This is a genomic window from Xanthobacter sp. (assembly GCF_041911315.1).
Taxonomy (GTDB): Bacteria; Pseudomonadota; Alphaproteobacteria; order Rhizobiales; family Xanthobacteraceae; genus Xanthobacter; species Xanthobacter aminoxidans.
In genome coordinates this window covers 1-25,349 of sequence record NZ_JAYRPE010000072.1, presented here as the reverse complement: position 1 = coordinate 25,349, position 25,349 = coordinate 1, and the positions used below count along the sequence as shown (strand labels likewise).

At 68.2% G+C, this 25,349-nt stretch carries 25 protein-coding genes; 7 read left to right on the top strand and 18 right to left on the bottom strand.

The window, feature by feature from the left end:
- Positions 1 to 132 precede the first annotated feature (132 nt).
- The 4 genes from ACE3QW_RS21060 to pta all read left to right on the top strand — a co-directional run bounded on the left by ACE3QW_RS21060 (position 133) and on the right by pta (position 6,161).
- The gene (locus tag ACE3QW_RS21060) at positions 133 to 1,839 is read left to right on the top strand and encodes a GMC family oxidoreductase (RefSeq protein ID WP_374253804.1); all 1,707 of its coding nucleotides are present in this window, start codon (positions 133 to 135) and stop codon (positions 1,837 to 1,839) included.
- Complete coding sequence (locus ACE3QW_RS21055) at positions 1,803 to 3,143, top strand: MFS transporter (RefSeq protein WP_374253802.1); 1,341 nt, start codon at positions 1,803 to 1,805, stop codon at positions 3,141 to 3,143. Before ACE3QW_RS21060 ends, ACE3QW_RS21055 begins: the two co-directional genes overlap by 37 nt.
- An 89-nt stretch (positions 3,144 to 3,232) precedes the next feature.
- Positions 3,233 to 5,008 (top strand): sulfoacetaldehyde acetyltransferase, encoded by a 1,776-nt coding sequence (gene xsc, locus ACE3QW_RS21050; RefSeq protein ID WP_374253801.1) that lies wholly within the window; start codon positions 3,233 to 3,235, stop codon positions 5,006 to 5,008.
- Between the two features lie 73 nt (positions 5,009 to 5,081).
- A complete protein-coding gene (gene pta, locus ACE3QW_RS21045; protein WP_374253799.1) occupies positions 5,082 to 6,161 on the top strand; it encodes a phosphate acetyltransferase in 1,080 nt (359 codons plus the stop codon).
- A 9-nt stretch (positions 6,162 to 6,170) separates the two neighbouring features.
- Here the strand turns inward: pta and ACE3QW_RS21040 are convergent, their stop codons facing one another.
- The 11 genes from ACE3QW_RS21040 to ACE3QW_RS20990 form a co-directional block, all read right to left on the bottom strand.
- Positions 6,171 to 6,500: a hypothetical protein gene (locus ACE3QW_RS21040; protein ID WP_374253797.1), complete on the bottom strand. Its 330-nt coding sequence runs from the start codon at positions 6,498 to 6,500 to the stop codon at positions 6,171 to 6,173.
- Between the two features lie 11 nt (positions 6,501 to 6,511).
- Positions 6,512 to 7,519: an ABC transporter substrate-binding protein gene (locus tag ACE3QW_RS21035; RefSeq protein WP_374253795.1), complete on the bottom strand. Its 1,008-nt coding sequence runs from the start codon at positions 7,517 to 7,519 to the stop codon at positions 6,512 to 6,514.
- Positions 7,520 to 7,606: 87 nt separating this feature from the next.
- On the bottom strand, positions 7,607 to 9,280 hold the full coding sequence (locus ACE3QW_RS21030; protein WP_374253794.1) for a thiamine pyrophosphate-binding protein: 1,674 nt from the start codon (positions 9,278 to 9,280) through the stop codon (positions 7,607 to 7,609).
- Entirely contained in the window at positions 9,277 to 11,007 is a 1,731-nt protein-coding gene (locus ACE3QW_RS21025) for an L-aspartate oxidase (RefSeq protein WP_374253792.1), read from the bottom strand. Before ACE3QW_RS21025 ends, ACE3QW_RS21030 begins: the two co-directional genes overlap by 4 nt.
- Positions 11,004 to 11,615, bottom strand: a complete 612-nt coding sequence (locus tag ACE3QW_RS21020; RefSeq protein WP_374253790.1) for a fumarate hydratase C-terminal domain-containing protein — start codon at positions 11,613 to 11,615, stop codon at positions 11,004 to 11,006. Before ACE3QW_RS21020 ends, ACE3QW_RS21025 begins: the two co-directional genes overlap by 4 nt.
- Positions 11,616 to 11,629: 14 nt before the next feature.
- Positions 11,630 to 12,502 carry a fumarate hydratase gene (locus ACE3QW_RS21015; RefSeq protein WP_374253788.1) on the bottom strand — a complete coding sequence of 291 codons (873 nt, stop codon included), beginning with the start codon at positions 12,500 to 12,502 and terminating at the stop codon, positions 11,630 to 11,632.
- Positions 12,503 to 12,511: 9 nt separating this feature from the next.
- On the bottom strand, positions 12,512 to 13,243 hold the full coding sequence (locus tag ACE3QW_RS21010) for a TSUP family transporter (RefSeq protein WP_374253787.1): 732 nt from the start codon (positions 13,241 to 13,243) through the stop codon (positions 12,512 to 12,514).
- Between the two features lie 2 nt (positions 13,244 to 13,245).
- Positions 13,246 to 13,626, bottom strand: a complete 381-nt coding sequence (locus ACE3QW_RS21005) for a succinate dehydrogenase (protein ID WP_374253784.1) — start codon at positions 13,624 to 13,626, stop codon at positions 13,246 to 13,248.
- A complete protein-coding gene (locus ACE3QW_RS21000; protein ID WP_374253782.1) occupies positions 13,623 to 13,967 on the bottom strand; it encodes a succinate dehydrogenase in 345 nt (114 codons plus the stop codon). Before ACE3QW_RS21000 ends, ACE3QW_RS21005 begins: the two co-directional genes overlap by 4 nt.
- On the bottom strand, positions 13,964 to 14,740 hold the full coding sequence (locus ACE3QW_RS20995; protein ID WP_374253780.1) for a succinate dehydrogenase/fumarate reductase iron-sulfur subunit: 777 nt from the start codon (positions 14,738 to 14,740) through the stop codon (positions 13,964 to 13,966). Before ACE3QW_RS20995 ends, ACE3QW_RS21000 begins: the two co-directional genes overlap by 4 nt.
- Before the next feature lie 91 nt (positions 14,741 to 14,831).
- Complete coding sequence (locus tag ACE3QW_RS20990; protein ID WP_374253779.1) at positions 14,832 to 15,854, bottom strand: ABC transporter substrate-binding protein; 1,023 nt, start codon at positions 15,852 to 15,854, stop codon at positions 14,832 to 14,834.
- A 224-nt stretch (positions 15,855 to 16,078) separates the two neighbouring features.
- Between ACE3QW_RS20990 and ACE3QW_RS20985 the strand changes: the two genes are divergently transcribed.
- Positions 16,079 to 16,831: a GntR family transcriptional regulator gene (locus tag ACE3QW_RS20985; protein WP_374253777.1), complete on the top strand. Its 753-nt coding sequence runs from the start codon at positions 16,079 to 16,081 to the stop codon at positions 16,829 to 16,831.
- Positions 16,832 to 16,864: 33 nt separating this feature from the next.
- Here the strand turns inward: ACE3QW_RS20985 and ACE3QW_RS20980 are convergent, their stop codons facing one another.
- The 3 genes from ACE3QW_RS20980 to ACE3QW_RS20970 form a co-directional block, all read right to left on the bottom strand.
- The gene (locus tag ACE3QW_RS20980; RefSeq protein ID WP_245279425.1) at positions 16,865 to 17,689 is read right to left on the bottom strand and encodes an ABC transporter permease; all 825 of its coding nucleotides are present in this window, start codon (positions 17,687 to 17,689) and stop codon (positions 16,865 to 16,867) included.
- A 61-nt stretch (positions 17,690 to 17,750) separates the two neighbouring features.
- Positions 17,751 to 18,521, bottom strand: a complete 771-nt coding sequence (locus tag ACE3QW_RS20975; protein ID WP_024280486.1) for an ABC transporter ATP-binding protein — start codon at positions 18,519 to 18,521, stop codon at positions 17,751 to 17,753.
- Positions 18,522 to 18,875: 354 nt separating this feature from the next.
- Positions 18,876 to 19,673 (bottom strand): GntR family transcriptional regulator, encoded by a 798-nt coding sequence (locus ACE3QW_RS20970; protein ID WP_374253775.1) that lies wholly within the window; start codon positions 19,671 to 19,673, stop codon positions 18,876 to 18,878.
- 198 nt (positions 19,674 to 19,871) lie between these two features.
- Here ACE3QW_RS20970 and ACE3QW_RS20965 point away from each other — a divergent pair, with 198 nt between their 5' ends.
- Together ACE3QW_RS20965 and ACE3QW_RS20960 are read left to right on the top strand one after the other, a co-directional pair.
- Positions 19,872 to 20,807 (top strand): hydroxyacid dehydrogenase, encoded by a 936-nt coding sequence (locus ACE3QW_RS20965; RefSeq protein ID WP_374253773.1) that lies wholly within the window; start codon positions 19,872 to 19,874, stop codon positions 20,805 to 20,807.
- Positions 20,804 to 21,808 carry an Ldh family oxidoreductase gene (locus tag ACE3QW_RS20960; protein WP_374253772.1) on the top strand — a complete coding sequence of 335 codons (1,005 nt, stop codon included), beginning with the start codon at positions 20,804 to 20,806 and terminating at the stop codon, positions 21,806 to 21,808. The genes ACE3QW_RS20965 and ACE3QW_RS20960 overlap by 4 nt, the downstream gene beginning before the upstream one ends.
- A gap of 89 nt (positions 21,809 to 21,897) precedes the next feature.
- On the opposite strand, the gene ACE3QW_RS20955 is transcribed toward ACE3QW_RS20960, so the two are convergent.
- From ACE3QW_RS20955 to ACE3QW_RS20940, 4 genes are all read right to left on the bottom strand, one after another.
- The gene (locus ACE3QW_RS20955) at positions 21,898 to 23,178 is read right to left on the bottom strand and encodes a UxaA family hydrolase (RefSeq protein ID WP_024280490.1); all 1,281 of its coding nucleotides are present in this window, start codon (positions 23,176 to 23,178) and stop codon (positions 21,898 to 21,900) included.
- 8 nt (positions 23,179 to 23,186) lie between these two features.
- Positions 23,187 to 23,474 carry a UxaA family hydrolase gene (locus ACE3QW_RS20950; RefSeq protein ID WP_029555396.1) on the bottom strand — a complete coding sequence of 96 codons (288 nt, stop codon included), beginning with the start codon at positions 23,472 to 23,474 and terminating at the stop codon, positions 23,187 to 23,189.
- Between the two features lie 240 nt (positions 23,475 to 23,714).
- Positions 23,715 to 24,710 carry an alcohol dehydrogenase catalytic domain-containing protein gene (locus ACE3QW_RS20945; RefSeq protein WP_374253770.1) on the bottom strand — a complete coding sequence of 332 codons (996 nt, stop codon included), beginning with the start codon at positions 24,708 to 24,710 and terminating at the stop codon, positions 23,715 to 23,717.
- 23 nt (positions 24,711 to 24,733) lie between these two features.
- A partial coding sequence (locus tag ACE3QW_RS20940) for an SDR family NAD(P)-dependent oxidoreductase (RefSeq protein ID WP_374253768.1) occupies positions 24,734 to 25,349 on the bottom strand: 616 nt, incomplete at its 5' end.

The following is a 25,349-nucleotide window of genomic DNA, read 5'->3' as shown; positions in this document are numbered from 1 at the left end:
ACGCAGGTGCACACAGCGCTCCTCGCACTGCACAACATAAATCTCATTAAATGAGACGTTTCAGTTCAAAAAATGCATTGACTCATCTCATCCCTTCGTCGCATCGTCCGTTCCGCAGAGAGGAAACTGCCAATGCAAGGCGAGGAAAACTTCGACTTCGTCGTCATCGGCGCCGGGTCGTCGGGGTGTGTTCTGGCCAATCGGCTGAGCGAAGACGGCAAGAGCCGCGTCGCCCTGCTGGAAGCCGGACCGAAGGACACGAACCCCTGGATTCACGTGCCCATCGGCTATGGGAAGACCATGTGGAATGATCGCCTCAACTGGCGCTTCCACACCGAGCCGGAACCCACCATGGGCGACCGGCGCATCTACTGGCCCCGCGGCCGCGTGCTCGGCGGGTGCTCTTCCATCAACGGCCTCATCGTCATCCGCGGCCAGCAGGAGGATTACGACGGCTGGGCAACGCGCGGCGCCACCGGCTGGGGCTTCGAGGATGTGCTGCCCTATTTCCGCAAGCTGGAGGACAACCCTGCCTTCGCCGCTGATCCGCTCCACGGCACCGATGGCCCTGTGCGCATCAGCTCCATCCCGCGAAAGCACGAGCTGATCGAGGTCATTAAGGAGACCGGACGCAAGCTGGGCGTGCCGGAGACGGCGGATTTCAACGGCGCCCGGCAGGAAGGCGTCGGCTATTACCAGCTGACCACCCGCAGCGGCTTCCGCATGAGCGCGGCAAAGGCCTATCTTGCCCCTGCCAAGGGCCGCGCCAATCTCTCCATCCTCACCGAGACGCAGGCCCGCCGGGTGCTGTTCGAGAACGGCCGCGCCGTGGGCGTGGAGGTGAGCGTCGCCGGCCGGGTGAAGGTCATCCGGGCGCGGCGGGGGGTGGTGCTGTCGGCGGGCGCGGTGCAATCGCCGCACCTGCTCATGCTCTCGGGCATCGGGCCGGCGGAACACCTGAAGTCCAACGGCATAGGCGTACATGTGGACAGCCCCGGCGTGGGCGGCAACCTGCAGGATCACCTCCAGCTGCGCCTGCTCTACCGCTGCACCAAGCCCATCACCACCAACGATGCGCTGAACTCCCTGTTCGGCCGGCTCAAGATGGGGCTGGAATATCTCCTGTTCCGCGGCGGCCCGCTGGCCATCGGCATCAACCAGGGCGGCCTGTTCACGCGGGTGCTGCCGGAATCGAAAACCCCGGACATCCAGTTCCACATCGGCACCCTCTCGGCGGACATGGCCGGCGGCAAGGTGCATGACTATTCCGGCTTCACCCTCTCGGTGTGCCAGCTCAGGCCGGAGAGCACGGGCTGGGTGCGGCTCGGCTCGGGCGATCCGCTCCAGCCGCCGAAGATCACCGCCAATTATCTGGCCACCGACACCGACCGGCGCTGCGCCGTCGCCGCCATGACATTCGCCCGCAAGCTCGCCGCCACCGAGCCGCTGAAGAGCTATGTGGCGGAAGAGAAGATGCCTGGCCCGGGCGTCACCGACGACGAGGGCCTGCTCGCCTTCGCCCGCGAATATGGCGCCACCATCTTCCACCCCGCCGGCACCTGCCGGATGGGCCCCGACACCGACCGCGATGCGGTGGTGGACCCGCGCCTAAGGGTCCGTGGCGTCGATGGCCTGTGGGTGGTGGATTGCTCCGTGATGCCGAGCCTCGTGTCCGGCAACACCAATATTCCCGCGATCATGATCGGAGAAAAAGCCGCCGACATGATCCGCGAGGACGTGATGAACAACAGGAATGGGCGAGACAACGCCCCAAATCAAATCAATGACGGGAGGACACAACAATGGCTGGGCAAGCAGGAGCTTCAAGTCGCGAGCTGAGGCGCGTGGTCGGCGCCAGCGTCATCGGCGCGACCATCGAGTGGTATGACTTCTTCCTGTACGGCATCGTCGCCGGCATCGTCTTCAACAAGCTGTTCTTTCCGGGCGACGATCCGGTCGTCTCCATCCTGCTCGCCTACACCACCTTCGCGGTGGGCTTCGTGGCGCGGCCGGTGGGCGGGCTCATCTTCGGCCATTTCGGCGACAAGCTGGGCCGCAAGAGCATGCTCATCATCACGCTGATGATCATGGGCGTGGCGACGGTGGCCATCGGCCTCCTGCCCACCTATGCGCAGATCGGCGTCGCCGCGCCCATCCTGCTGCTGCTCCTGCGCATCGCCCAGGGCATCGGCATCGGCGGCGAGTGGGGCGGCGCGGTGCTGATGGCGTATGAATACGCGCCGGAGGACAAGCGCGGCTTCTTCGCCTCCATCCCGCAGATCGGCCTTGCGCTCGGCCTGTGCCTCGCTTCGGGCGTCACCGCCATCGTCTCCATGCTGCCGGACGAGCAGTTCATGAGCTGGGGCTGGCGCGTGGGCTTCATCGGTTCCATCGTGCTCATCATCGTCGGCATGTACATCCGGCTGAAGGTGCAGGAGACGCCGGAATTCGAGCAGGTGAAGGCGGCCAACAAGGCGGAGGCCATCCCCTTCCTCACCATGCTCAGGGAGTATCCGCGCAACGTGCTGCTGGGCATGGGCGTGCGCTACATCGACGGCGTGTTCTTCAACGTCTTCGCGGTGTTCTCCATCGTCTATCTCGCGAACTACGTGAAGGTACCCCGCACGACGGCGCTCTGGCTGGTGACGCTCGCGGCGTTCGTGATGGTGTTCACCATCCCCATGTTCGGCAAGCTGTCCGACAAGTGGGGCCGCCCGCGCACCTATGCGATCGGCTCGGCGCTGCTGGCGCTGGTGGCATATCCGGCCTTCTGGCTGTTTTCCACCGGCTCCCTGCCGCTGATCGCCCTCGGCATCGTGTTCCCGTTCGGCGTGCTCTACGCCATGTGCTACGGGCCTGAAGCCGCGCTGTTCTCGGACCTGTTCGACGCCCGGGTGCGCTACACCGGCATCTCGTTCGTCTACCAGTTCTCCGGCATCGTCGCGAGCGGCATCACCCCCATCATCGCCACATATCTGCTCGCCCGCGGCGACGGACAGCCCTGGCAGGTGTGCGCCTACGTGGTGTTCGCGGCGCTGGTCTCCATGCTCTCGGCGCTGGCGATCCGGGTGCCGGCCCCCGGCACCCAGTTATCGAAGGCCACGCGCGCCTCGACCGAAACGGTACGCCAGCCAGCGCGCTGACGGGTTTCCGATCCGGAGGCGGCGCGCGGCCGCCGCCTCCCTCCCCCCGAATTGCAAGATCTCCAAGGTTCCAAGAGGATTTTTTCGTCATGAAGATGACCACCGAAGAGGCGTTCATCAAAGTCCTGCAGGCGCACGGCATCAACGAGGCCTTCGGCATCATCGGCTCGGCCATGATGCCGGTGTCCGACCTCTTCCCCAAGGCCGGCATCCGCTTCTGGGATTGCGCCCACGAGACCAATGCGGGCCTGATCTGCGACGGCTACACCCGCGCCACCGGCCGCATGGCCATGGCCATCGCCCAGAACGGACCGGGCGTGACGGGCTTCGTCACCGCCATGAAGACCGCCTACTGGAACCACACCCCCATGCTGCTGGTGACGCCGCAGGCGGCCAACAAGACCATCGGGCAGGGCGGGTTCCAGGAAGTCTCGCAGATGGCCATGTTCCAGGACATGGTCTGCTATCAGGAGGAGGTGCGCGACCCCTCCCGCGTGGCCGAAGTGCTCAACCGCGTGATCGAGAAGGCCTGGCGCGCCTGCGCCCCGGCGCAGATCAACGTGCCCCGCGATTTCTGGACCCAGGTGATCGACATCGAGCTGCCGCAGATCGTGCGCCTCGAGCGTCCCGCCGGCGGCCGCAACGCCATCGCCGAGGCGGCGCAGATCCTGTCCGAGGCGAAGTTCCCGGTGATCCTGAACGGCGCGGGCGTGGTCATCGGCAACGCCATCGGCGAGGCCATGACACTGGCCGAACGGCTCGATGCCCCCGTGTGCGCCGGCTACCAGCACAACGACGCCGCCCCCGGCAGCCATCCGCTCGCCGTCGGCCCGCTCGGCTACAACGGCTCCAAGGCCGCCATGGAGCTGATCGCGCAGGCCGACGTGGTGCTGGCGCTCGGCACCCGGCTCAACCCCTTCTCCACTTTGCCCGGCTACGGCATCGACTACTGGCCGAAGCAGGCGAAGATCATCCAGGTGGACATCAACCCGGACCGCATCGGCCTCACCAAGAAGATCACCGTGGGCATCTGCGGCGACGCCAAGGAAGTGGCGGGCCAGTTGCTCGGCCAGCTCGCCCCCGGCGCCGGCGATGCCGGACGGGCGGAGCGCCGCGCGCTGATCCACCAGACCCGCTCGCGCTGGCTCCAGCAGCTCGCCTCCATGGACCATGAGGACGACGATCCCGGCACCCGCTGGAACGAAGACGCCCGCGCCCGCGACAAGGGCCGCATGTCGCCCCGTCAGGCGTGGCGGGCGATCCAGTCGGCGCTGCCGAAGGACGTCATCATGTCCACGGACATCGGCAACAACTGCGCCATCGGCAATGCCTATCCGAGCTTCGAGATCGGGCGGAAATATCTCGCGCCCGGCATGTTCGGTCCGTGCGGCTACGCCTTCCCGGCCATCATCGGCGCCAAGATCGGCTGCCCGGACGTGCCGGTGTTCGGCTTTGCCGGAGACGGCGCGTTCGGCATCTCCATCAACGAGATGACCTCCATCGGCCGCGAGGAATGGCCGCCGGTGACCATGGTGGTGTTCCGCAATTTCCAGTGGGGCGCCGAGAAGCGCAACACGACGCTCTGGTACGACAACAACTTCGTCGGCACCGAGCTGGACCCCAAGCTCTCCTACGCGAAGATCGCCGAGGGCTGCGGCTTCAAGGGGGTGCGCGTGGACACGCCGGAAAGCCTCAGGGAGGCCATCCACACCGCCGCCGAGGAGCAGAAGAAGGGCATCACCACCTTCATCGAGGTGGTGCTGAACCAGGAGCTCGGCGAGCCCTTCCGCCGGGATGCCATGAAGAAGCCGGTGCCGGTGGCTGGCATCGCGCGCGCCGACATGCGCGAGCAGATCGCGCGCTGACTGAGAACCGGGCGGGGATGGCCCCTCCGCACGCCCCGCCCGGCCTTTTCTGCCCCAACCAGAGATGACGGCCATGCTCGCCCTCGACCGCATCATCGACGCCGCGCGTGCCGCCCCCCGCAGCATCGTCCTGCCGGAGGGGAGCGACCCGCGCATTGCCGCCGGCGCCCGACGCGCCGCGCGGGAAGGGATCGCCCGGCCGATCCTCCTCGGTGCCCGCGAGGAGGTGATGGCGGCCCTCGATGGTGATGTGCGGGGCATCGCCATCGAGGATCCCGCCACATCGCCGCGTTTCCAGGCCTATGCAGAGGCGCTGCACCTGCTGCGCCACGCCAAGGGCATGGACCTCGCCGCCGCCCGGCGGCGCATGCGCGAGCCGCTCGCCTTCGCCGCCATGATGGTCCGGCAGGGGGATGCCGACGGCACGGTCGGCGGCGCGGTGGCCACCACGGCCGAAACGGTGCGCGCCGCGCTCCAGATCATCGGCCTGGCACCGGGGGCGAAGATCGTCTCCAGCTTCTTCCTGATGATCCTGTGCGAGGACTATCACGAGCAGAAGGGGGCCTATGTGTTCTCCGACTGCGGCCTCGTCATCGATCCCGACGCGGCGGAACTCGCGGACATCGCCCGTGCCGCCGCCCATTCATATACCGCCATGACCGGCGAGGCGCCCCGCGTCGCCATGCTCTCCTTCTCCACCAACGGCAGCGCCCGGCACCAGCGGGTGGACAAGGTGGTGGAGGCGGTGCGCCTTGTGCGGCAGGCGGAGCCGGATCTGGTGATCGAGGGGGAATTGCAGTTCGACGCCGCCTTCGTCGCCACGGTCGGCGCGGCCAAGACGGCGCCGGGATCGAAGATCCGGGGGGATGCGAACGTGTTCGTCTTCCCCAATCTGGATGCCGCCAATATCGGCTACAAGATCGCCCAGCGCATCGGCGGGGCGAAGGCCATCGGCCCGGTGCTTCAGGGGCTGGCGAAACCCGCCAACGATCTCTCGCGCGGCTGCTCGCAGGACGACGTGTTCCACATGATCGCGCTCACCTGCGCCCAGGCCGGCCGCACGCTTCCGGTCGCGATGTCTGGAAAGATTGAGGGCGTCTGGCAGAACTCACGGCCCGCCGCAGCCAGCCTCGGTGAGACGCGGGCCGGCTGAAAGGGCGGATCAGTTGCCCATCTGGAGCATGGACTCGGACGCCGCATAGGCCTCGCCCCACTGGGCGAGCGTCTTGGAGACGGCCGACATCGAGATCGGCTGCCCGGCCGCGCGCGGTGCCGCGGCCGCGAACAGCGCTGCCACCAGCACGAGCGGCAGGAAGACCTTTCGCAGTTCGTCTTGGGTGTTCATCTGGGTCACGAGCGTGGTTTCAAGTGCCCAGTATATCCCCAGCCGCATCCCTCGCCAAATGCGGCGCAACATCGCGCTCTGCTGCGCCGCACAATGGCGGAGAAAATCGAGCGGTGCCAAGCCGTAAGGTGGCGCCACCCCTTCCATTTGACGTTCCGTCAGCTTCCGGGCTTGCCGTGCACGTTGGGCAGGAACAGGTCCTTCCAGCTCTGCGCCGTGGCGGCGATCATGCCGGTACGGGTCATGAAGTCCGCATATTTCTGGATCGCCTGCGGCGTGGTGGTGAAGGTCACCTGCGGGTCGTTCAGGATGCCCTCGATGAGCGCCACTTCGCTGCCGTCGGCGGCGAGGCGAACATAGTCCCGTGCGGCAGCCGACTTGTCGCGATTGATGATGGCGATGGCCTCTTCGAGCGCCGCGAAGAAGGCGGCATAGATTTTCGGATTTTCATTGGCGAAGCGCGTCGTCGTCCACACCACGTTGAAGGTGGAAGGCTGGCCCAGCACATCGAAGGTGTTGAGCACCGTGTGCACGCCGGGCTTCCTGAGTTCCAGCTCCTGGATGGGCGCGGCGGTGAAATGGGCCGTCACCTCGTTGCCGGCCAGCAGCGCCGCCATGCCATCGGGATGAGAAAGGGTGACGGTCAGCTTGTCGAGATCATTGCGGTGGTCCGGGCCCAGCTCCTTCTCCGCCGCCATTTGCAGGAACATGGCCTGCACCGACACCTTCACCGCCGGCAGGGCAATCTTGTCCTTCGCCGTGAAGTCCTTCAGCGAGCGCACATTGGGGTTGGACGTATTGAGCAGGAGCGGCATGGAATTCATGGCCGCCGCCGCCTTGATCGGATTCGCGCTGTCCTTGGTCTTGGCCCACAGCAGCACCAGAGGCGGCACGCCGCCGGCGGCGAACTGGATAGCGCCGGACAGCAGGGCATCGTTCATCGCCGCGCCACCGGCGAGCTTGATGTAGCGGGTTTTCAGGTTCGGCACGCCGCGCGCCGCCGCCTCCTTTTCCAGCAGGCCGCGGTCTTCCATAATCATCAGCGGCAGATGGCCGAGGCTCGGCTGGCGGGCGATGGTCACGTTGTCCACTTCCGCCACCGCGGCTGACGTCATTGCGGCGAGCAGCACGAGCGCGCCCGCCAGCTTCCGTTTGAATGCGATCATCCTTGAGCCCTCTGTCTGCGTTTCCTCGCCCGTCTTGCGGGCGTCGCCGGGTCTGATGCCCGGATCGAGTCTTGGGCGGCTTCAAGTTCAGCCGCGCCGGATCACCGGAGCGGGAACGCCCTCGATCATCACGTTGATTGCTGCGGGGAGCCCGCTCGCGTGGGCCTCGGCGAGGGCATCCGGTAGGTCGGCGGCGTCGGTGACGAGGGCGCCATATCCGCCCAGCGCCCGCACCACCTCGTCGTAGCGGGTCGGCAGCAGGTCGCAGTAGCGGGTCCGCCCGGCGCCATAGGTGCGCAGCTGGATCTGGTGCTCCGCGTTCCAGCGGGCATCGTTTCCGATCACCGCGATGAAGGGCGCCCCAACGCGCAGGGCGGTGTCGAACTCCGCCATGTGGAAGCCGAAGGTGCCGTCCCCCATCACCGCCACCACCGGCGCCTCCGGCCGGGCGAGCCGGGCGGCGATGGCGAAGGGAATGGAGGCGCCGATGGTGCCGGAAACGCCGTTGATGATGCGGTTCTGCGTCTTGACGATGGCTTGCGGCCATTGGCCGATCTCGCCGCCGTCGCACACCAGCGTCCCGTCGGGATGGCCGGCGAGGAAGTCACGCACCGCGGCGCACAGCTCCACCGGATGGATACGGCCCGAGGAAGCCCGCGCATTCGCCCAGGCGGCCGGCAGGAAGGCCAGCGCCTCGCGCGCCCGCGCCAGCCAGGATGCACGGGGCGCCGAAGCGGCCGGCGGAGATGCGGCGAGGGCGGCGAGCACGCTGCCGGCCTCCCCTTCCGCGCGCTCCACAAGGAGCGGACCTTTCGCCTTGGCGGCACGCGCCAGAAGGTCCGGGTCCGCATCCACCACCGCAAAGCGGCAGGACGCCGCCACCGCGGGCGGGGCGCCGAACTTGAGGGTGAAATCCAGCGCCTTGCCGAGCAGCACCACGAGGTCTGCCTCGGCCAGCAACTCGGCAAAAGCGCCGAGGCCGGGATCGTTCACCCCGCGCGGGCTCTCCATGCCGATCACAGGAACGCCCGTGGCGGCTTCCAGCCGCGCCATGGCACCCCGTCCACGCGGCGTACACAAGGCAGGGCCGCACAGGATGAGCGGCCGGTCCGCGCTCTCAAGCAGCGCCGCGAGGCGCCCTGCGATGACGTCCGCGTCTGGCGCAGTCGGCGGCTCAATCGTCACGGCCGGCTCCGATGTGGCCAGCCGCTGCTCCAGCAAATCCACCGGCAGCGCGAGATGAACGGGGCCGGGTCGCCCCTCCCGCGCGAGGCGGATGGCCCGCGCGATGTCGGTGCCGAGCGCTTGGGCGCTCTCCACCATCCACGAGGCCTTGGTCATGGGCCGCGCGACGGCCGCCTGATCCATCTCCTGAAAGGCGCCACGGCCCAGTTCGCCGATGCCGGCCTGGCCGGACAGCAGAAGCACCGGGGATTCAGCCCCGAGGGCCATGAACAAAGCGGCCGCGCCATTGGACAGACCCTGCCCGCCGGTGACGAGCGCCACACCCACCTCACCGGTCAGGCGCGCATGGGCATCCGCCATGTGCACCGCTGCCGCTTCCTGGCGCACGTGGACAAGGGCGATATCCGTCTCCAGCAGCGCATCATAGACGGGCATGATGTGGTTGCCGGACAAAGAGAAAATGCGCTTCACACCATGCGCCTCAAGCGCGCGGACAACGACGTCCGCGCCGCGCGGGGCGAGGTCCTTCCCTGCGGCGGGGCGAGCGGCGGCAGTGGGGGCGGGTGCGGGGCTCATGCGACGTCCTTCAGCAGGCTCTGGCCGGGCGCGACGCGGGTGAAGGCCACCGCGGCCGTGGAGATGTCGAGGCGGCCCGCCTCCTGCCGCACCAGCGTGTAGCGCGAGGTATCAAGGTCCGACGTCTCGGGAAAGTCCTCGCGGAAATGGGCGCCCCGGCTGTCCTCGCGGGCGAGCGCCGCGGCGGTGATGGCCTGGCTGACAAGCACCAGATTCTCGAGGTTCAGCCGATCCATCCAGGTGAGGTTGTAGCGGCGGTCCCCGTCCGGCGCGCCGGCGCGGGAAACAGCATCGGCGAGGGTGTCCAGCGTCTCCTGCGCGCGCTTCAGCCCCTGCGCCGTGCGCAGGATGCCCACGTCGTCCCACATCGCCTCGTAGAGCGCCTCGCGGATGGCGGGCAGGTCCCGCGCGTCGCGGCCCAGCGGAGAGAAGGCGCGCTCCAGCGCGTGCTCCATGGCCGCCGGGTCAGGATCGGCAAAGGTACGCCCGCGCTCCACCTCCCGCGCCATGGCGTCACCGGCGATGCCGCCGAACACGGTGGAGTTGGCCACGCCGTTGCCGCCGAGGCGGTTGGCGCCGTGCACGCCGCCCGTATCCTCCCCGGCCGCGTAGAGACGGGGCATGGCGGTGCCGCAGTTGCCGCCGAACACCACGCCGCCCATCATGTAGTGGGCGGTCGGGATCACCTCCACCCGTCCTCCGGCAAGGTCGAAGCCGCAGTCGGCGCAGCGTTCCACCATGCCCTTGAAGGTCTTGCGCACATGGTCGGGGCCGAGATGCCCCATCTCGATGTGCACGCCGCCATGGGCAGTGGCATAGCCGTCGCGGATGCGGCGCATGATGGAGCGGCTGACGATGTCGCGGGTGGCCCGCTCGCCGCGCGGGTCATAGAGGTGCATGAACCGCGCACCGGTGCGGTCGGTGAGCCAGCCGCCGGCGCCGCGCAGCCCCTCCTCCAGCACGGTGCCCGTCATGCGCGTGCCGGGGCCGGCGAGGAGGCCGGTGGGGTGGAACTGCACCATCTCCATGTCGCGCAGGGCGAGGCCGGCACGCAGGGCCATGGCGAGCCCGTCGCAGGACTTGTCGCCGGAAGGGGTGTGATACTTGTACATGGTCGGGCCGCCGCCGGTGGCGAGCAGCACCGCGCGCGCCTTCACCAGCACCGGAACGCCGGTGCGCATGTCCACCATGAGCACCCCGGCGAGGCCGGAGCCGTCCGCGGCGGGGATGAGGTCGAGGGCGCGGTGGTCCTCCATGCGGTTCACGTCGCGCCGCCACACCTGTTCCATGAGGCGGTTGATGATCTCGATGCCGGTGAGGTCGCCCTTGTGCACCGTGCGGTCGAAGGTCTGGCCGGCGAAGGCCTTCTGGTGGACGCTGCCATCCGGATTGCGGTCGAAGAAGCAGCCGAGCTCGCTCTCCAGCTCGCGGATGCGCACCTGCGCCTCGGTCACCAGCGTCCAGGCGAGGTCCTGGTCGTTGAGCCACTTGCCGCCTTCCACCGTGTCCATGAAATGGCGCTCGACACTGTCGCCGGGCGCCAGAGCCACGTTGTAGCCGCCCTGCACCATGCGCGTGCAGCCGCACTTGCCGATGAGGCCCTTCACCGCCACCGTCACGTCGAGGTCGGGCGCTGCCTTCTTGGTGTGGAGCGCAGCGAACAGGCCGGCTCCACCCGAGCCGAGGATGAGGACGTCCGTCTCCCGGATCGCGACGGCGGGGGTCATTCGGAGGCTCCGATGCCGGCCAGCACAGCGTCGCGGCGACTGGCGACATCCGCCTGCACCTGGGCGAAGAGCGAGCCGCCATGGGCATCCATGCCCACCAGCAGCGGCCCGAAATCGCGGATGCGGAATTTCCAGAGGCTCTCGGGGTGGAGATCGTCCATGTCCACGTCCTCGATCTCCTCGATCCACGTGGTCTCCAGCGCCGCCGCCCCGCCGACGATGGCGAGATAGGCGCCGCCCAGCTCGCGGAAGGCCTCCAGCGTCGCCGGCCCCATACCACCCTTGCCGACGATGAGGCGCACCCCTTCCCGCTCCATGAGCGGGCGGGTGAAGCGCTCCATGCGCATGGAGGTGGTGGTGCCGATGCAGAAGGGGGTGTAGCCGGCGGGTGCGGCGGGGGATTTCTCCACCCGGTGCACGTTGGGCGCGGTGTGGATCACCGCGTGTCCCTTGAGATCGAGGCGGGTGGTGCGGCCGCGATCGAACATGTGGATCTGAGTTGCGTCGCGGATGCCGAACAGGGTGCGCTGGAGCGTCACCGTATCGCCGACCTTCAGGACGCGGACCTGATCGGCATCAACCGGCATTTCAAGAACATGGTGGGCCATCGGGGTGCTCCGGATCAGCTGAAGGCGATGCCGCCGGGGGTGAGGGTGGCCCGCGCGCGGCGGGCGGAATGGCACTGGATGTTCACCGCCACCGGGTTCTGGGTGATGTGGGTGGCGGCGACTTCCACATGGACGGCGAAGGACGTGGATCGCCCGCCGAGGCCCTGGGGCCCGATGCCCAGCTCGTTCACCGCGCGGGACAGCTCGGCCTCGATCTTCGCGCCTTCCGCATCGTCGCACACCGTGCGCAGGGGCCGCGTGGCGGCGATCTTTGCGAGGTGCATGCATAGGTCCGAGGTGCCGCCGATGCCGACGCCGACGATGGTGGGCGGGCACACCCGGCCGCCCAGCTCGATCACCCGGTCCACCACGAAGCGCTTCACGGCGGTGATGCCGTCCGAGGGCAGCAGCATCTTGAGGAACGAACCGTTTTCCGAGCCCGAGCCCTTGGGGATCATCTCGATGGAGACGGTCTCCTCCCGGTCGTCGAAGTCGATGTGGATCACCGGCACGCGGATGCCGCAGGAATTCTGGTCGTTCTTGCGGGTGATGGGATGCACCACCGACGAGCGCAGGGAGTTTTCCCTGGTCGAGCGCGCCGCGCCGCGGCGCACGGCCTCCTTCAGCCCTGCCCCGTCGAAGGTCACGTTGCGGCCGATGGTGATGTTGTAGATGGGGATGCCGGTGTCCTGGCACAGGATGTTCCGGGTGCGCTCGGCGACCTTGATGTTCTCCACCATGGTGCCGAGGATGGCCTGGCCGGTCGCGTCCGTCTCCGTGCGCAGGAGCTCCGAGAAGCCGGCCTTGATGTCCGGCGGCAGCAACTGTAGCGCGCGCAAATAGAGGTCGGCGCAGATCTTTTCGACTTCGTCGAGGTTGAGGTCCATGGGGTGCTCCTAGAAGACCAGCGCCAGACCCGAGAGCAGGATCATCAGCGACAGCATCTGCTTGAATGCCTTCTCGTTCAGTCGGCCGTAGATCTGGAGGCCGAGCACGGCGCCGATGGCGAGCGGCGGCAAGGCGAGGATGATGAGCAGCCAGGAGCGCCCGTCGATGCCCACCACCCCCACGGCTGCCAGCGTCACCACGTGCGCGAACAGGATGAAGGGCTGGTACACCCCGCGCGCCACCTCCTTCGGCCAGCCGCGCAGCTGGGTCCAGATGGTGGGGACGACCCCCGAATAGCCACCGAGGCCACCGAGGATGCCGCCCACGAAGCCGATGCCCGCATTGGCCCACCGGCCACCTCCTCCGATCACCGGAAGGCGCGGGGCGAGGAGCGCGTAGAGGGCATAGGCGGCCATGCCGAGGCCCAGAACGAGCTTCAGCGGGGCGGGGTTCACCGCCGTGAGCACCAGCACCCCGAGCGGCACCCCCACCAGCGCACCGACGAGGAAGGGGGCGAGGCGCACCCCGTCGATGGATCGGCGAATGGGCCAAACCAGCGTGAGATGGAGGATGCTGCCGCAGGCGACGATGAGCGCGGTGGTCTGGATCGGATCGAGCGCGTGCAGCCAGATGGCGGATGCGGCGAGGGCGAAGGCAAACCCTGCCCCGCCAGCCGCCAGCGCACCGAGAAAGGCGCCGGCCCAGAGAACGGAAAGGGTCGCGAGCGGAATGCCGAGCATGCTCACCACCCGCTCAGCAGGAAGAGGAGCCCCACGGCGAGCCCTGTCGCGATGGCACCCGCCACCACCCCGGCGGTGTGGCCACGGAAGGAGAACCACTCGATAGCCAGCACCCGGAGGCCAAGGGCCATGTGCACGGCAAGGGCGCTCACGAGGCCCCATTCGGCGATTTTCACCAGCGGGCTGTGGGTGACGGCCAGGAAGCTGTCGAGCGCGCCAGCCCCCGAAAGCGCCGTTCCAAGCGCGATGAAATGCATGGGCAGAAACACCGCCAGCGCCACACCCGACAGGCGATGGAGCAGCGCCGCGATGAAGCCCGGTTTCAGGTGGGCAGCCTCGCGCAGGCCGGGGCGGGTCGTGGAGGTGAGGGTGGACGGCTTCACGGCACCAGTCCTCCCGGCTGGTAGACCGCCAGCGCCGCGCGCAGCCCCAACACCAGGATGGCGGCCGAGAAGGCGAACATGGCCATGTCGAGCGAGCGCGAGCGCCAGCCGGTCCATTCACGGATCACGCTGCGCAGGCCGATGGGGGCGTGAATGGCGGCGGCGCAGACGAACACACAGTAGAATGCGAGGAACCAGCCGTTGCCCGCCGTGCGCGACAGGATTTCCGCCGCGCTGAGCCCGCCGCGAACGGCGTGCACCATGGTGGCGAGGTGCACCGCCACCGCGAGCGCCAGCACCGCGGCCGTGCCGCGCTGGGCCATGTAGAGAAGGGGATTCATGACTTCACCAGCAGCGCGAGGAGGCGGCCGATCGGCGAGGGCGCGGTGGCGCGCTTGAGGCCGGCGATGGCGTAGGTGGGCGCCAGATCCTTGGGGCAGAACTCGGTGCAGCTCATGTGGCTGTGGCAGGAGTGGCAGCCCACGTCCCCGGACACCGCGGCGAGCCGCGCCGCATTGCCCCGGTCGCGCTCGTCATTGACCAGCGTCCAGGCGCGGTTGAGGGCGGCGGGGCCGAGATAGTCCTTGTTCCAGGCCACCACGTCGCAGGCGGAATAGCACACGCCGCAATTGATGCATTCGACGCCGGCGTCGGCGGCCTTGCGCTTCGGGCTGTCGGGCCGCACCGGTGCGAAATCCGCGGGCGGCGCCTCGCCCGGCTCGAAGGCGCCGTGGGCGTCGCGCCATTTCTCGAAGAAGGGGACCATGTCGACCGTCAGGTCCTTCACGATCGGCAGGTTGCGCAGGGGCTCCAGCACGAGAATGTCACCGTCCAGAGCCTCGGAAACCCGGGTGCGGCAGGTCCAGCGCGGCCGCCCGTTCACCACCATCGCGCAGGAGCCGCACATGCCGACCCGGCAAGCGAAGCGGTAGGAGAGCGTCGGGTCCTGCGCGCGCTGGATCTCCGTCACCACGTCGAGAACGGTCTGGCTGGCGCGGCGCGGCACCACGAAGTCCTCGAAGGCGCCGTCGGCCTGGCCCCGCCACACGCGGACGCGCAGGGTCTCCTCGGCCGGCGCTGCCGCCGGCCGCCCGTTCTGGCTCGTGCTCGTCATGTCGTTCGTCCTGAAGGCTTCTTGAGACGCCGCAGGCTGCCGCCCGCGACGGGAAGGCACGCGATGGCCGCGCGCCCGGCCAAGGAGATCTTCAGCCCCCCGCCGCACCGTGGATGGCGGGGAAGAAGATGTCCTTCCAGTCCTTGGTGGTGGCGCCGACGAGGCCGGCCCGGTGCATGTAATCGAGATAGGACAGCACCTTCTTCGGGGTGGTGGTCCACTCGTTCTCCGGCGACTTGATGATGGCCACCGCCTCGTCCACGCTCATCTTGGAGCCCTCGGCCTTGATCCACAGCGCGGCCATGGCGGCAGGATCCTTGCGGATCAGCGCATTGGCCTCCTCCAACGCGGCGAGGACGGCGGCGAGGGCCTTGGGGTTCTCGGTGGCGAACTTCTCGGTGGCCCAGATGACGTTGAAGGTGTGCGGCCCGCCGAGCACCTGATAGCTGTCCAGCACCTTGTGGGCGCGCGGGTCCTTCAGCTCCAGCTCCTGGAAGGGGGAAGAGCCGAAATGCGCGGTGACCTCGGACTTGCCGCCCATCATGGTGAGCTGGGCATCCGGGTGGCCCATCGAGACGGTGAGGGAATCCAGCTTGTTCTGCTGGCCCGTGCCGAAGGCCTGCTCGGCGGCCATCTGCAGCGTCACCGCCTGGATGGAGGTCTTCACCGCCGGCAGGGCGATCTTGTCGGCGGAGGTGAAGTCCTTGATGGTCTTCACGTTCGGGTTCACCGAGACGAGGTAGAGCGGCATGGCGTTCAGCGCTGCGATGCCCTTCACCTTGAGATTGCCGCGCGTGCGGGCCCAGATGGTGAGCATCGGCCCAACGCCGCCGGCGGCGATATCCAGATTGCCGGAGATGAGGGCCTCGTTCATGCCCGAGCCGCCGGTGAAGCGCAGCCATTCGGTCTTCAGCGCGAAGCCCTTGGCGCTCGCCTGCTTCTCGATGAGGTTCAGCTCCTCCATCACCGTCATCGGCAGATAGGAGATGCCGAACTGCTTGGCGAGGCGGACCGTTCCGGTTTCCGCACGCGCCGTCCCTGCGGCGAGCGACAGCGGAACGAGGGCAAGCGCTGCGGCGGCGAACACAGCCGCGCGTTTGAAGAAGAGACCCATTGCGTTCTCCCTGGTGGCAAGCTCCCTGGCGCCTCGCAGCCGGCACGCCTGGGGCTGCCTTGGCCGCGCGCTCAAGGCGTGCGGTCTTGTTTTCGTTTCGGGATCAAAGGCCGATGGACATGTCCGCTCGGCTTCGATCCGGCGCGCGACCATTTTCCGATTGAGTGTCGGCAGGGGCAGAGTACCCTCGGCAAGACAGGTGTCAATAGTCTTAGGTCATATATATGACATCGGAATCCGCCACCCCCACCAGCGCCCGTTCCGCCGCCATCGAGGCGCGGCCGCTCTACCAGCAGACGCGCGACCTGCTGCTGAAGCGCATCATCGATGGCGTCTGGAAGCCCGGCGGCTACCTGCCGAGCGAGCAGCAGCTCTGCGGCGAGCTGGGCGTGTCCATCGGCACCATCCGCAAGGCCACCGAGGAACTGGTGATCCACGGGCTTCTGGAGCGCCAGCACGGACGCGGCACGCGGGTGGTGCCCCACTCCAGCGCCAAGTCGCGCTTTCGCTTCCTGCGGTTCGTGCATGGGGATGGACGCCCGCTCGATCCGGTGGCGCATCTCCTCACCCAGACCGTTCGCGCGGCCAGCGCCGAAGAGCGCCGGCAGCTCGATCTCGACGCCAATGGCAAGGTGCTGGCGCTCACGCGCATCCGCAGCGAGAAGGGCCAGCCGCTGGTCTACGAGCGCCTGGCGCTGCCGGCGCAGACCTTCGCCGCGCTGGGGCTGGAGACTGGCGAGGATATCGTGGAGGAGGTCTACGTCTTCTATCAGGAGCGCTGCGGCGTCACCATCATGCGCACCGAAGACGAGGTGGGCATGGCGGTGGCGGATGCCACCATGGCGCAGCATCTCGGCATCGCGACGGGCGCCCCGGTTCTGGAGGTGCGGCGCGTCGCCCACGCGCTCGATGGGCGGCGCGTGGAATATCGCGAGAGCTTCACCGCCCACCTCAAGTACAGGACCGCCCTTGAGTAAGGGCGGTCCAAGCTTCACACCTACCGAAACCGCTCAGGCCTGCATGCCCCAGCGCTGGATGGTGTGGCGCTCGATGGTCTGGAAGATCAGGTTTTCCACCACGAGGCCGATGAGGATGACTGTGAGCAGACCGGCGAACACGTTGGCTATATCCAGCATGTTCTTGTTCTCGAAGATGAACCAGCCGAGACCGCCGGACCCCGACGACACGCCGAACACCAGCTCCGCCGCGATCAGCGTGCGCCATGCGAACGCCCAGCCGATCTTCAGCCCCGTGAGGATGGAGGGAAACGCCGCCGGGATGAGGATGGTGGCGATGAAGCGCGGCCCCCTCAGCCCGTAGTTCCGACCCACCATCTTCAGCGTCCGGCTCACCGAGAGAAAGCCGGAATGGGTGTTGAGGGCGATGGCCCACGTCACCGAATGCACCAGAACGAAGACCAGGCTGGCGGTGCCGAGCCCGAACCAGATCAGCGCCAGCGGCAAGAGCGCGATGGCCGGCAGCGGATTGAACATGGAGGTCATGGTCTCCAGGAAATCCGTGCCGATGCGCGAGGCGATGGCGAGCGCCGTCAGCACTGCCGCCAGCGTGATGCCGATGGCGTATCCCATCAGCAGCACCCGCAGCGACCCCCACGCGCGTTCCGGCAGCACGCCGTTCATCACGTTGGCGAAGAAGGCGGAGACGGTGGCGCTGAAGGTGGGAAAGAGCAGGTCGTTGTTGAGGACGCGCCCGTAGATTTCCCAGGCCAATGCCAGCGCGGCGAGAATGATGAGCTTGCGGAAGAAGCTCCAGTTGTAGAGCAGCTCCCAGGTGGAAAGCGGCTTTTCCACCACCGTCATGGCGTCGGCCGGCATGTCCTCGCGATAGATTTCCGGACGCGGCTCGGTGATGGGAATGACCTTCAGGGTGGCGACCTCAGGCATCGATGATCTCCTTCGCCTCGTCGGCGAACAGCATGTGCTGGATGCGCTGCTCGAGAAGCGCGGCGTCCTTGGGATCGGTGGTGCTGTTGATCTCCGCCTTCACCCGGCCGGGATGGGGCGAGAGCAGGAGGATGCGGTTGCCGATCTTGATGGCCTCGGCAATGGAATGGGTGACGAACAGCACGGTGAAGCGCGTGTCCGCCCACAATTGCAGCAGCTCGTCCTGCATCTTCCGGCGCGTCAGCGCATCCAGCGCAGCGAAGGGCTCGTCCATCAAGAGGATGTCCGGTTCCATGGCCATGCCGCGGGCGATGGCCACGCGCTGCTTCATGCCGCCGGAGAGCATGTGCGGATAGGTGTCCGCGAACTTGGTGAGGTTGACCTTCTCGATGTAGTGCATGGCCCGCTCGTCCGCCTCCTTGCCCTTCAGCTTGCGGGCGGCGGTGAGGGCGAAGGCCACGTTCTGGCGCACGGTCTTCCAGGGCAGCAGCTGGTCGAATTCCTGGAACACCATCATGCGGTCCGGCCCGGGGGCGCGGATCACCTGCCCCTTGAGGCGCATCTCGCCCTCCGTGGGCGTGATGTAGCCGCCGACGGCCTTCTGCAGGGTGGATTTCCCGCAGCCGGACGGCCCCAAGAGGATGAAGCGGTCGCCCTCGAGAACGTTGAAATCCACCCTGTAGGTGGCGGTGACGAGTAGATTCGGCGTCTTGTACTGCAGCGTTACGCCACTCACCTCCAGAAGAGGTTTCTGCGAACCCATGCATCCCTCCCTTGGGACCTGTCGCCGCGGCCTTTATTGGCCGTTCTGGCGAGGCGTCGTTTCTGCTCCCGGTCTTCATGGGGCCTGACCACCCTTGGCGGGGCGGCAGGCCTTGTCGTGTCTGTTGGGATCCCGCGGTCGGGGCGAGCGAAATGGCGCATCCGCCCCGCCGTTCTTCGGCTCTTCCTGCTGGCCGCGGACGCCTGTCGCGCCGCCTCAGGTGTGATGACGATAGACAAGGCCGGTAGGCCTGTAAAGGTCATCTACTATCATATATAAGACATAAGTTTTGTCGCGCCACGCCCACGGCCGCCTCACGCCGCAAGATCCAACAGGATCAATGATTTGTGAAAATCAGGTCAGGTCGGAGAGATAGTGGAAACCGGCTGTCAGGCAGAAGCTGATGCGCCATTCCACCGGCGTGCCGTCGAGCGAATAGGCGAGGCGGTCGATCAGCAGCACCGGCGCGCCGGGCTCCACATTGAGCATCGCCGCAGTGTCGGAATCCGCGCCGACGGCCTTCAGCTGCTCCCGCGCCCGCGCCACGGTGATGCCGTAGCGCTGCGCGTAGAGGCCGTAGAGATTGTTCGGCACGGGCGCATCGGCGAGGCCTGGGAACATCTGGTCGGGCAGGATCAGGCTCTCGATGATGAGCGGCGCGCCATCGAACGTGCGCAGGCGGCGGATGCGCAGGACGCGCCCGTTGCGCGGCAAGGCAAGGGCGCCGCATTCGGCGACCGTGCCCTTGGCTCTCTCGATGCCGAGCACCCGGCTTTCGGGAAAGTGGCGCTCCCCGTCATCCCCCACCAGCTTGAAGAACTGGAACAGGATGCGCTCCTCGTCGTGGCGGGCGACAAAGGTGCCGCGGCCCTGCCGGCGCACGACGATGTTCTCCGCCGCCATCTCGTCCAACGCCTTGCGCACCGTGCCCTGGCTGACCCCGAGTTCCGCGGCGAGCTGGATCTCGCTGGGCAGGGGCTCTCCGGGCGCCCACACGCCATCCACCATGCGGCGGATCAGGGTCTCGCGGACCTGCCGGTAGAGCGGCTTGGATTCGAGTCCCTCCCCCTCGCCGCGATGGGCGGCGCCGGCCGGGCTTCTCTCCTGCGCCCTGCGGGGCTCGGCCCCGGCGGCAATGCTTGGCTTGCTCACGATGGTCTTGCCCCCTGGTCCGGCGCGTCCGTCTCCGACGCTTATAGGTGCGGCTGGCCCGGCTTGCATCTCCCCCCGTGGAGCTTGCAACACCCGTCAGTCTCATATCTTATATATGATAACGGAATAGAAGCGCATGCAATGCCCTCGTTCCGCGCCCCGAACGACAATATCCGAAAACGACAACCGGAAACGCCCATGCCCGACATCGTCGTCACCGAGTTCATGGACGAGGCGGCGCTCGCCGCGCTGCGCGGCCGTCACAAGGTCCATTACGACCCGGCGCTGGTGGACCAGCCCGACGCCCTGCACGCCCTCCTCAAGGATGCGCGCGCCCTCATCGTCCGCAACCGCACGCAGGTGCGCGGAGCGCTGCTCGCGGCGGCGCCCCGGCTGGAGGTGGTGGGGCGGCTCGGTGTCGGCCTCGACAATATCGACGTGGAGGCCTGCCGCGCCCGTGGCATCGCCGTGCGTCCGGCCACCGGCGCCAACGATCTGGCGGTGGCCGAATATGTCATCTGCGGCGTGATGATGCTGCTGCGCGGCGCCTACCACGCCTCCGCCGAGGTCGCGGGCGGCGCCTGGCCACGCACGCGCCTCATGGGGCGGGAAACCTCCGGCAGCATCCTCGGCCTCGTCGGCTTCGGCGCCATCGCGCGGGAGACGGCGCGGCGCGCCGTGGCCCTGGGCATGGACGTGATCGCCCACGATCCCTTCCTCGATGCCGGCAATCCCGCCTTCGCCGCGAACGGCGCGCGCCCGGCCTCGCTCGACGCAGTGCTGCGGGACGCCGATGCGGTGAGCCTCCACGTGCCGCTGACCGCCGAAACGCGCGGCCTCATCGGCGCCGACGCCCTCGCCCGCATGCGGCCGGATGCGGTGCTCATCAATGCCGCACGCGGCGGCGTGGTGGACGAGGCGGCGCTGGCCGAAGCGCTGAAAGCGGGTCGGCTCGCCGGCGCCATGCTGGACGTGTTCGAGACGGAGCCCCTGCCCGGCGGCGGCCCGCTTGAGGGCGTGCCCAACCTCATCCTCACCCCGCACATTGCGGGCGTCACCGTGGAATCCAACGTGCGAGTCAGCGAGGCGGTGGCCGTCGCGGTGGCGCAGGTGCTTCAGGAGAAGGCGGCATGAGCGAGCAACTCTCCCTCCACGCGGCCCGCGCCCTCGCCCGCGCGGTGCTGATCGCGGCCGGCGCCGGCCGCACGGCGGCGGATGCGACCGCCGAGGCCCTGGTGGCGGCGGACGCGGACGGCATCGCCAGCCACGGCCTCTCCCGCCTGCCGGCCTATGCGGACCAGATCCGCTCCGGCAAGGTGAAGGGACAGGCGGAGCCGGCGCTCGAATGGACCTCCGTCTCCACCCTGCGGGTGGATGCCCGCGAAGGCCTCGCCTTTCCCGCCATCGCCGCCGGGCTCGATGCCGCCGCCGGCCGCATCGCCGAGAGCGGCATCGTCGCGGTATCGGTGTTCGCCTCGCACCATGCGGGCGTCATGGGCCATCACGTGGAGCAGATGGCGGAGCGGGGGCTGGCCGCCCTCGCCTTCTCCAACTCGCCGCAGGCCATCGCGCCGTGGGGCGGTCAGGCCGGGGTGTTCGGCACCAATCCCATCGCCTTTGCCACCCCGCGCAAGGATGCAGCCCCCCTCGTCATCGACGCCTCCCTGAGCAAGGTGGCGCGCGGCAAGATCATGGTCGCCGCCCAGCGCGGCAATGCCATTCCCGACGACTGGGCGCTCGATGCGCAGGGCAACCCCACCACCGATCCCAAGGCTGCGCTGGCCGGCACCATGCTGCCCATCGGCGATGCCAAGGGAGCGGCGCTGGTGCTGATGGTGGAGATCCTCGCCGCCGCCCTCACCGGCGGCCAGTTCGGCTTCGAGGCGGCGTCTTTCTTCACCGCGGAGGGCCCCTCCCCCGCCATCGGCCACCTGTTCCTGGTGATGGACCCGGTGCGGTTGGGCGGGCCGGATTATCTCGTGAGGCTGGAGCTGCTCCTCGGCGCCATCCTGGGGCAGGAGGGAACGCGCCTGCCCGGCGAGCGGCGGCTGAAGGCACGGGCCGTGAGCGAGGCCGAGGGCATCACCATCCCCGCCGACCTGCTGGAAGATCTGCAGCGCCGCTCCGCCGCCTGAGACCGGGAAACAGAAAAGGGCCGCCGGCATATCCTGCCGGTGGCCCTTTTTGTGAGCGGAGAAGGCAGCCGCTCCCGGCCGCCCTGCCCTCACGCGCTGCGGTAGAGCTTGGTCATCACGAACTCGCGGTGGCCGAGGGATTCAGCCGCCGTGAGGCGCCCGTTGGCGGTGCGCACGATCATGTCGATGAGCGCGTCGCCGGCCTCCGGAATGGTCATCTCCCGACGCAGCACGCCCGACACGTCCACGTCGATATGCTCGCCCATGGTGCGGATGGTGCGCGGGTTGCCCGAGATCTTGATGACCGGGACGATGGGGTTACCGATCACGTTGCCCTGCCCGGTGGGGAAGGTGTGGATCACGTAGCCCGCCGCCGCCATCAGCGTCACGCATTCGGCCGCCGCGGAGGAAGTGTCCATGTAATAGAGGCCGGGGCCCTTGGCGGGAGCCTCGGCCGGCTCGAGGGCGTCGATGTAGCGGCACTCGCGGCCGATCTTCTCGAGATTGCCCAGCGCCTTCTCCTCGATGGTGGTGAGGCCGCCGGCGATGTTGCCCTTGGTGGGCTGGCTGTCGGAGAGATCGTCGGTCTTGTGGGCCTCGATCACGTCGTCCTGGTAGGACTTCCACATCTTGAACCACTTCTCGGCCACTTCCGGGGTGGCCGCGCGCTCCTTGCACAGGTGCTCGGCGCCGGTGATTTCCGAGGTCTCGCCGAACACGCCGTAGATGCCGTGCGGGATCAGCTTGTCGTACATGTTGCCCACGGTGGGGCAGGAGGACAGGCCCGTGGTGGTGTCGCTCTCACCGCACTTGGTGGAGATCCACAGGTCGGAGAGGGGGCAGTCCTCCTGCGGCAGCTCGTTGGCCCACTGCACGAAGCGCTTGGCCTCGTAGGAGGCCTTGGCCACGGTGGCGATGTCGCCGTTGAGCTCGATGCCGAAGCCCACCACCGGCTTGCCGGTCTTGGCGATGCCCTCGACCACCCGGTTGGTCCACTGGTCCTCGATGCCGATCACCACCACGGCGGCGACGTTCGGGTTGGAGCCGATGCCGATGAGGGTGCGGAAGTGGATTTCCAGATCCTCACCGAACTGCAGGCGGCCATAAGCGTGGGGCAGCGCCATGGTGCCCTTCACGTGGGCGGCTACCGCCTCGCAGGCGGCGTTGGAGAGGTCGTCGAGGGGCAGGATGACGACGTGGTTGCGCACGCCCACCCGGCCGTTCTCGCGGCGCCAGCCGCGGACGGTGGCGTTGGCATAGTCGGCCGAGGCGAGCGCCTTGGGAGTCGCCTTGGTGATGAGCTGGTCGGGCGCGCCGCCGCGGAAGGGGTTGGGCGCGGTCTGGGCGTGGAACATGGCGATGTTGGACATTTCTTCCCTCACCAGCGCTTGGTCTTGGCATTGTGGATGTGGACGTGCTCGCCCTTGGCGATGTCGGCCTTGGCGATGCCGATGTCCTGGCCGTACTTCCAGATGGTGTCCCCGGCCTTGATGTCCGTGAGGGCGACCTTGTGGCCGATAGGCACGTCCATCTTGGAGGTGAGGTGGAACGCCGAATTGTCGTGCGTCACCACGCACAGCATGTCGGTGCCGGCCTTCAGGCCTTCCACCACGACGACACCCACGGTGTCCTTCTTCTCGTGAACCAACAGTTGCGGCGCACTCACGCTTGCCTCCTCCTTGTCGTCTCGGCCGGCCTGTGTCGGCCAAGTCTTATATAAGATATAGTACATAAAACTGCGAACAAAACCCTGTCAAGCGGCCCGTCGGGTCCCGGCGTTCTTTCTGGTTTTTCGAATGAAGAGCAGGTCTGGCCGCGCGGCACCGGCGCCTGCGCCGGTACCGCAGACGGGGACAGGATCGAGGGATGAGGAAAGCGCCCCGGACCGGCCGGGGCGCGTCGGCGGTCAGAGCCGCAGGACGATCTTCGCCGCGCCGGTGCGGCCGGCATCGATGTCGGCGAAGGCGGAAATGGCCTCCGCGAATCCGCGTTCCTCGATCCAGCCGAGGCCGCCAAGGCGCCCCGAGGAGAGCGCGTCCACCGTCGCTCGGAAGTCGGCGGGCGTGTAGCAATAGGTGCCGGAGACGATGATCTCCTGAAGCGTGATGCGGCGGATGTCGAGCCCCTCCGTGCCGGGCAGAAGCCCCGCATGGACAATGACGCCCCCCGGCCGCACGAGCCGGCAGGCCGCCGCGCGGGTCGCGACCGCGCCCACCGCATCGATCACGAGATCAATGCTGCCATCCTTCGGCTCTCCGCCCTCCTCCGGCGCGTAGCAGCGGAAGCGGCCGGCGCGCTCCACCGTGGCCCGCCGCGCCGCATTGGGCTCGGCGACGAAGATCTCGGCGGCTCCCTGCATGGCCATCACAAGCGCCGCCGCAAGGCCGATGGCCCCTCCCCCGAGCACGAGGCAGCGGGCGGCGGACAGGGGCATGCCCAGAAGGCGCGCGCCCTGGTTCACCGCGTGGTAGCTCACCGCCACCGGCTCGGCGAGCGCGGCGTGGGCGACGGGGAAATCGTCGGGGATGGGCACCAGATTGCGCTCCGGCACCCGCACCAGCTCCGCAAACGCGCCGGGGCGCGGCGGCATGGAGAGGATCTGCCGGTCGGAGCACAGGTGCGCGCGCCCCGCCTCGCAGGCCGAGCAGGTGCCGCAGGTGACAAGCGGATTGACGGCGACGCGCTGTCCCGCCCGTGGCCCGGAGGCGATGCGCCCCGCCGCCTCGTGGCCCAGCACCAGCGGCGCCGGGCGCCGCGTGTCGTGCCCGTGATAGGCGTGCATGTCCGAGCCACAGATTCCCACCGCCTCTACCCGCACCAGCACCTCATCGTTGGCGGGCAGGGGCTCGGGCTCGCTGCGGAACTCCAGCCGGTGGGGGCCGGTATAGACCAGAGCTTTCATGATCGGGCTTTCATCTCGGGGCGCTATTTGGCGGTGAAGCCGCCGTCCACCGCCAGCACCTGGCCGGTGACGTAGGCCCCGGCGTCGGAGGCGAGGAAAACGGCGGGACCCACCAGATCCTCCAGCCGCCCGTTGCGGCCAATGGCGGTCTGGGCCGCATTGTGAGCGGCGCGCGCCGCGTCCTCGAACACCGCCTGGGTGAGCGCGGTGGGGAAGAAGCCGGGGGCGATGGCATTGGCGGTGATGCCATGGCGCGACCATTCCTCCGCCATGGCCCGCGTGAGCTGGGCGACGGCCCCCTTCGCCGCGCCATAGGGCGCGGAATTGGGAAAGGCGCGGAAGGATTGCAGCGACGCGATGTTGAGAACGCGCCCCCACCCCCGCCCCGCCATGGCCGGCGCGAGCTTCTGCACCAGTATGAACGGCGCGCGCACATGCACGGCCATGTGCAGGTCGAAGGCCTCCCGCGTCACCGCGCCGAACGGCTGGCGCAGGTTCATGCCGGCGGCATTGACGAGGATGTCGATGCCGTCGCCGGCCGCTTCGGCCAGACGCTCCGCCCCGTCGTCCGCCGCAAGGTCGGCGACGATGGCGCGGGCGGCGATGCCGTTGCGGGCGAGGTCGGCGCAGGCGGCGTCC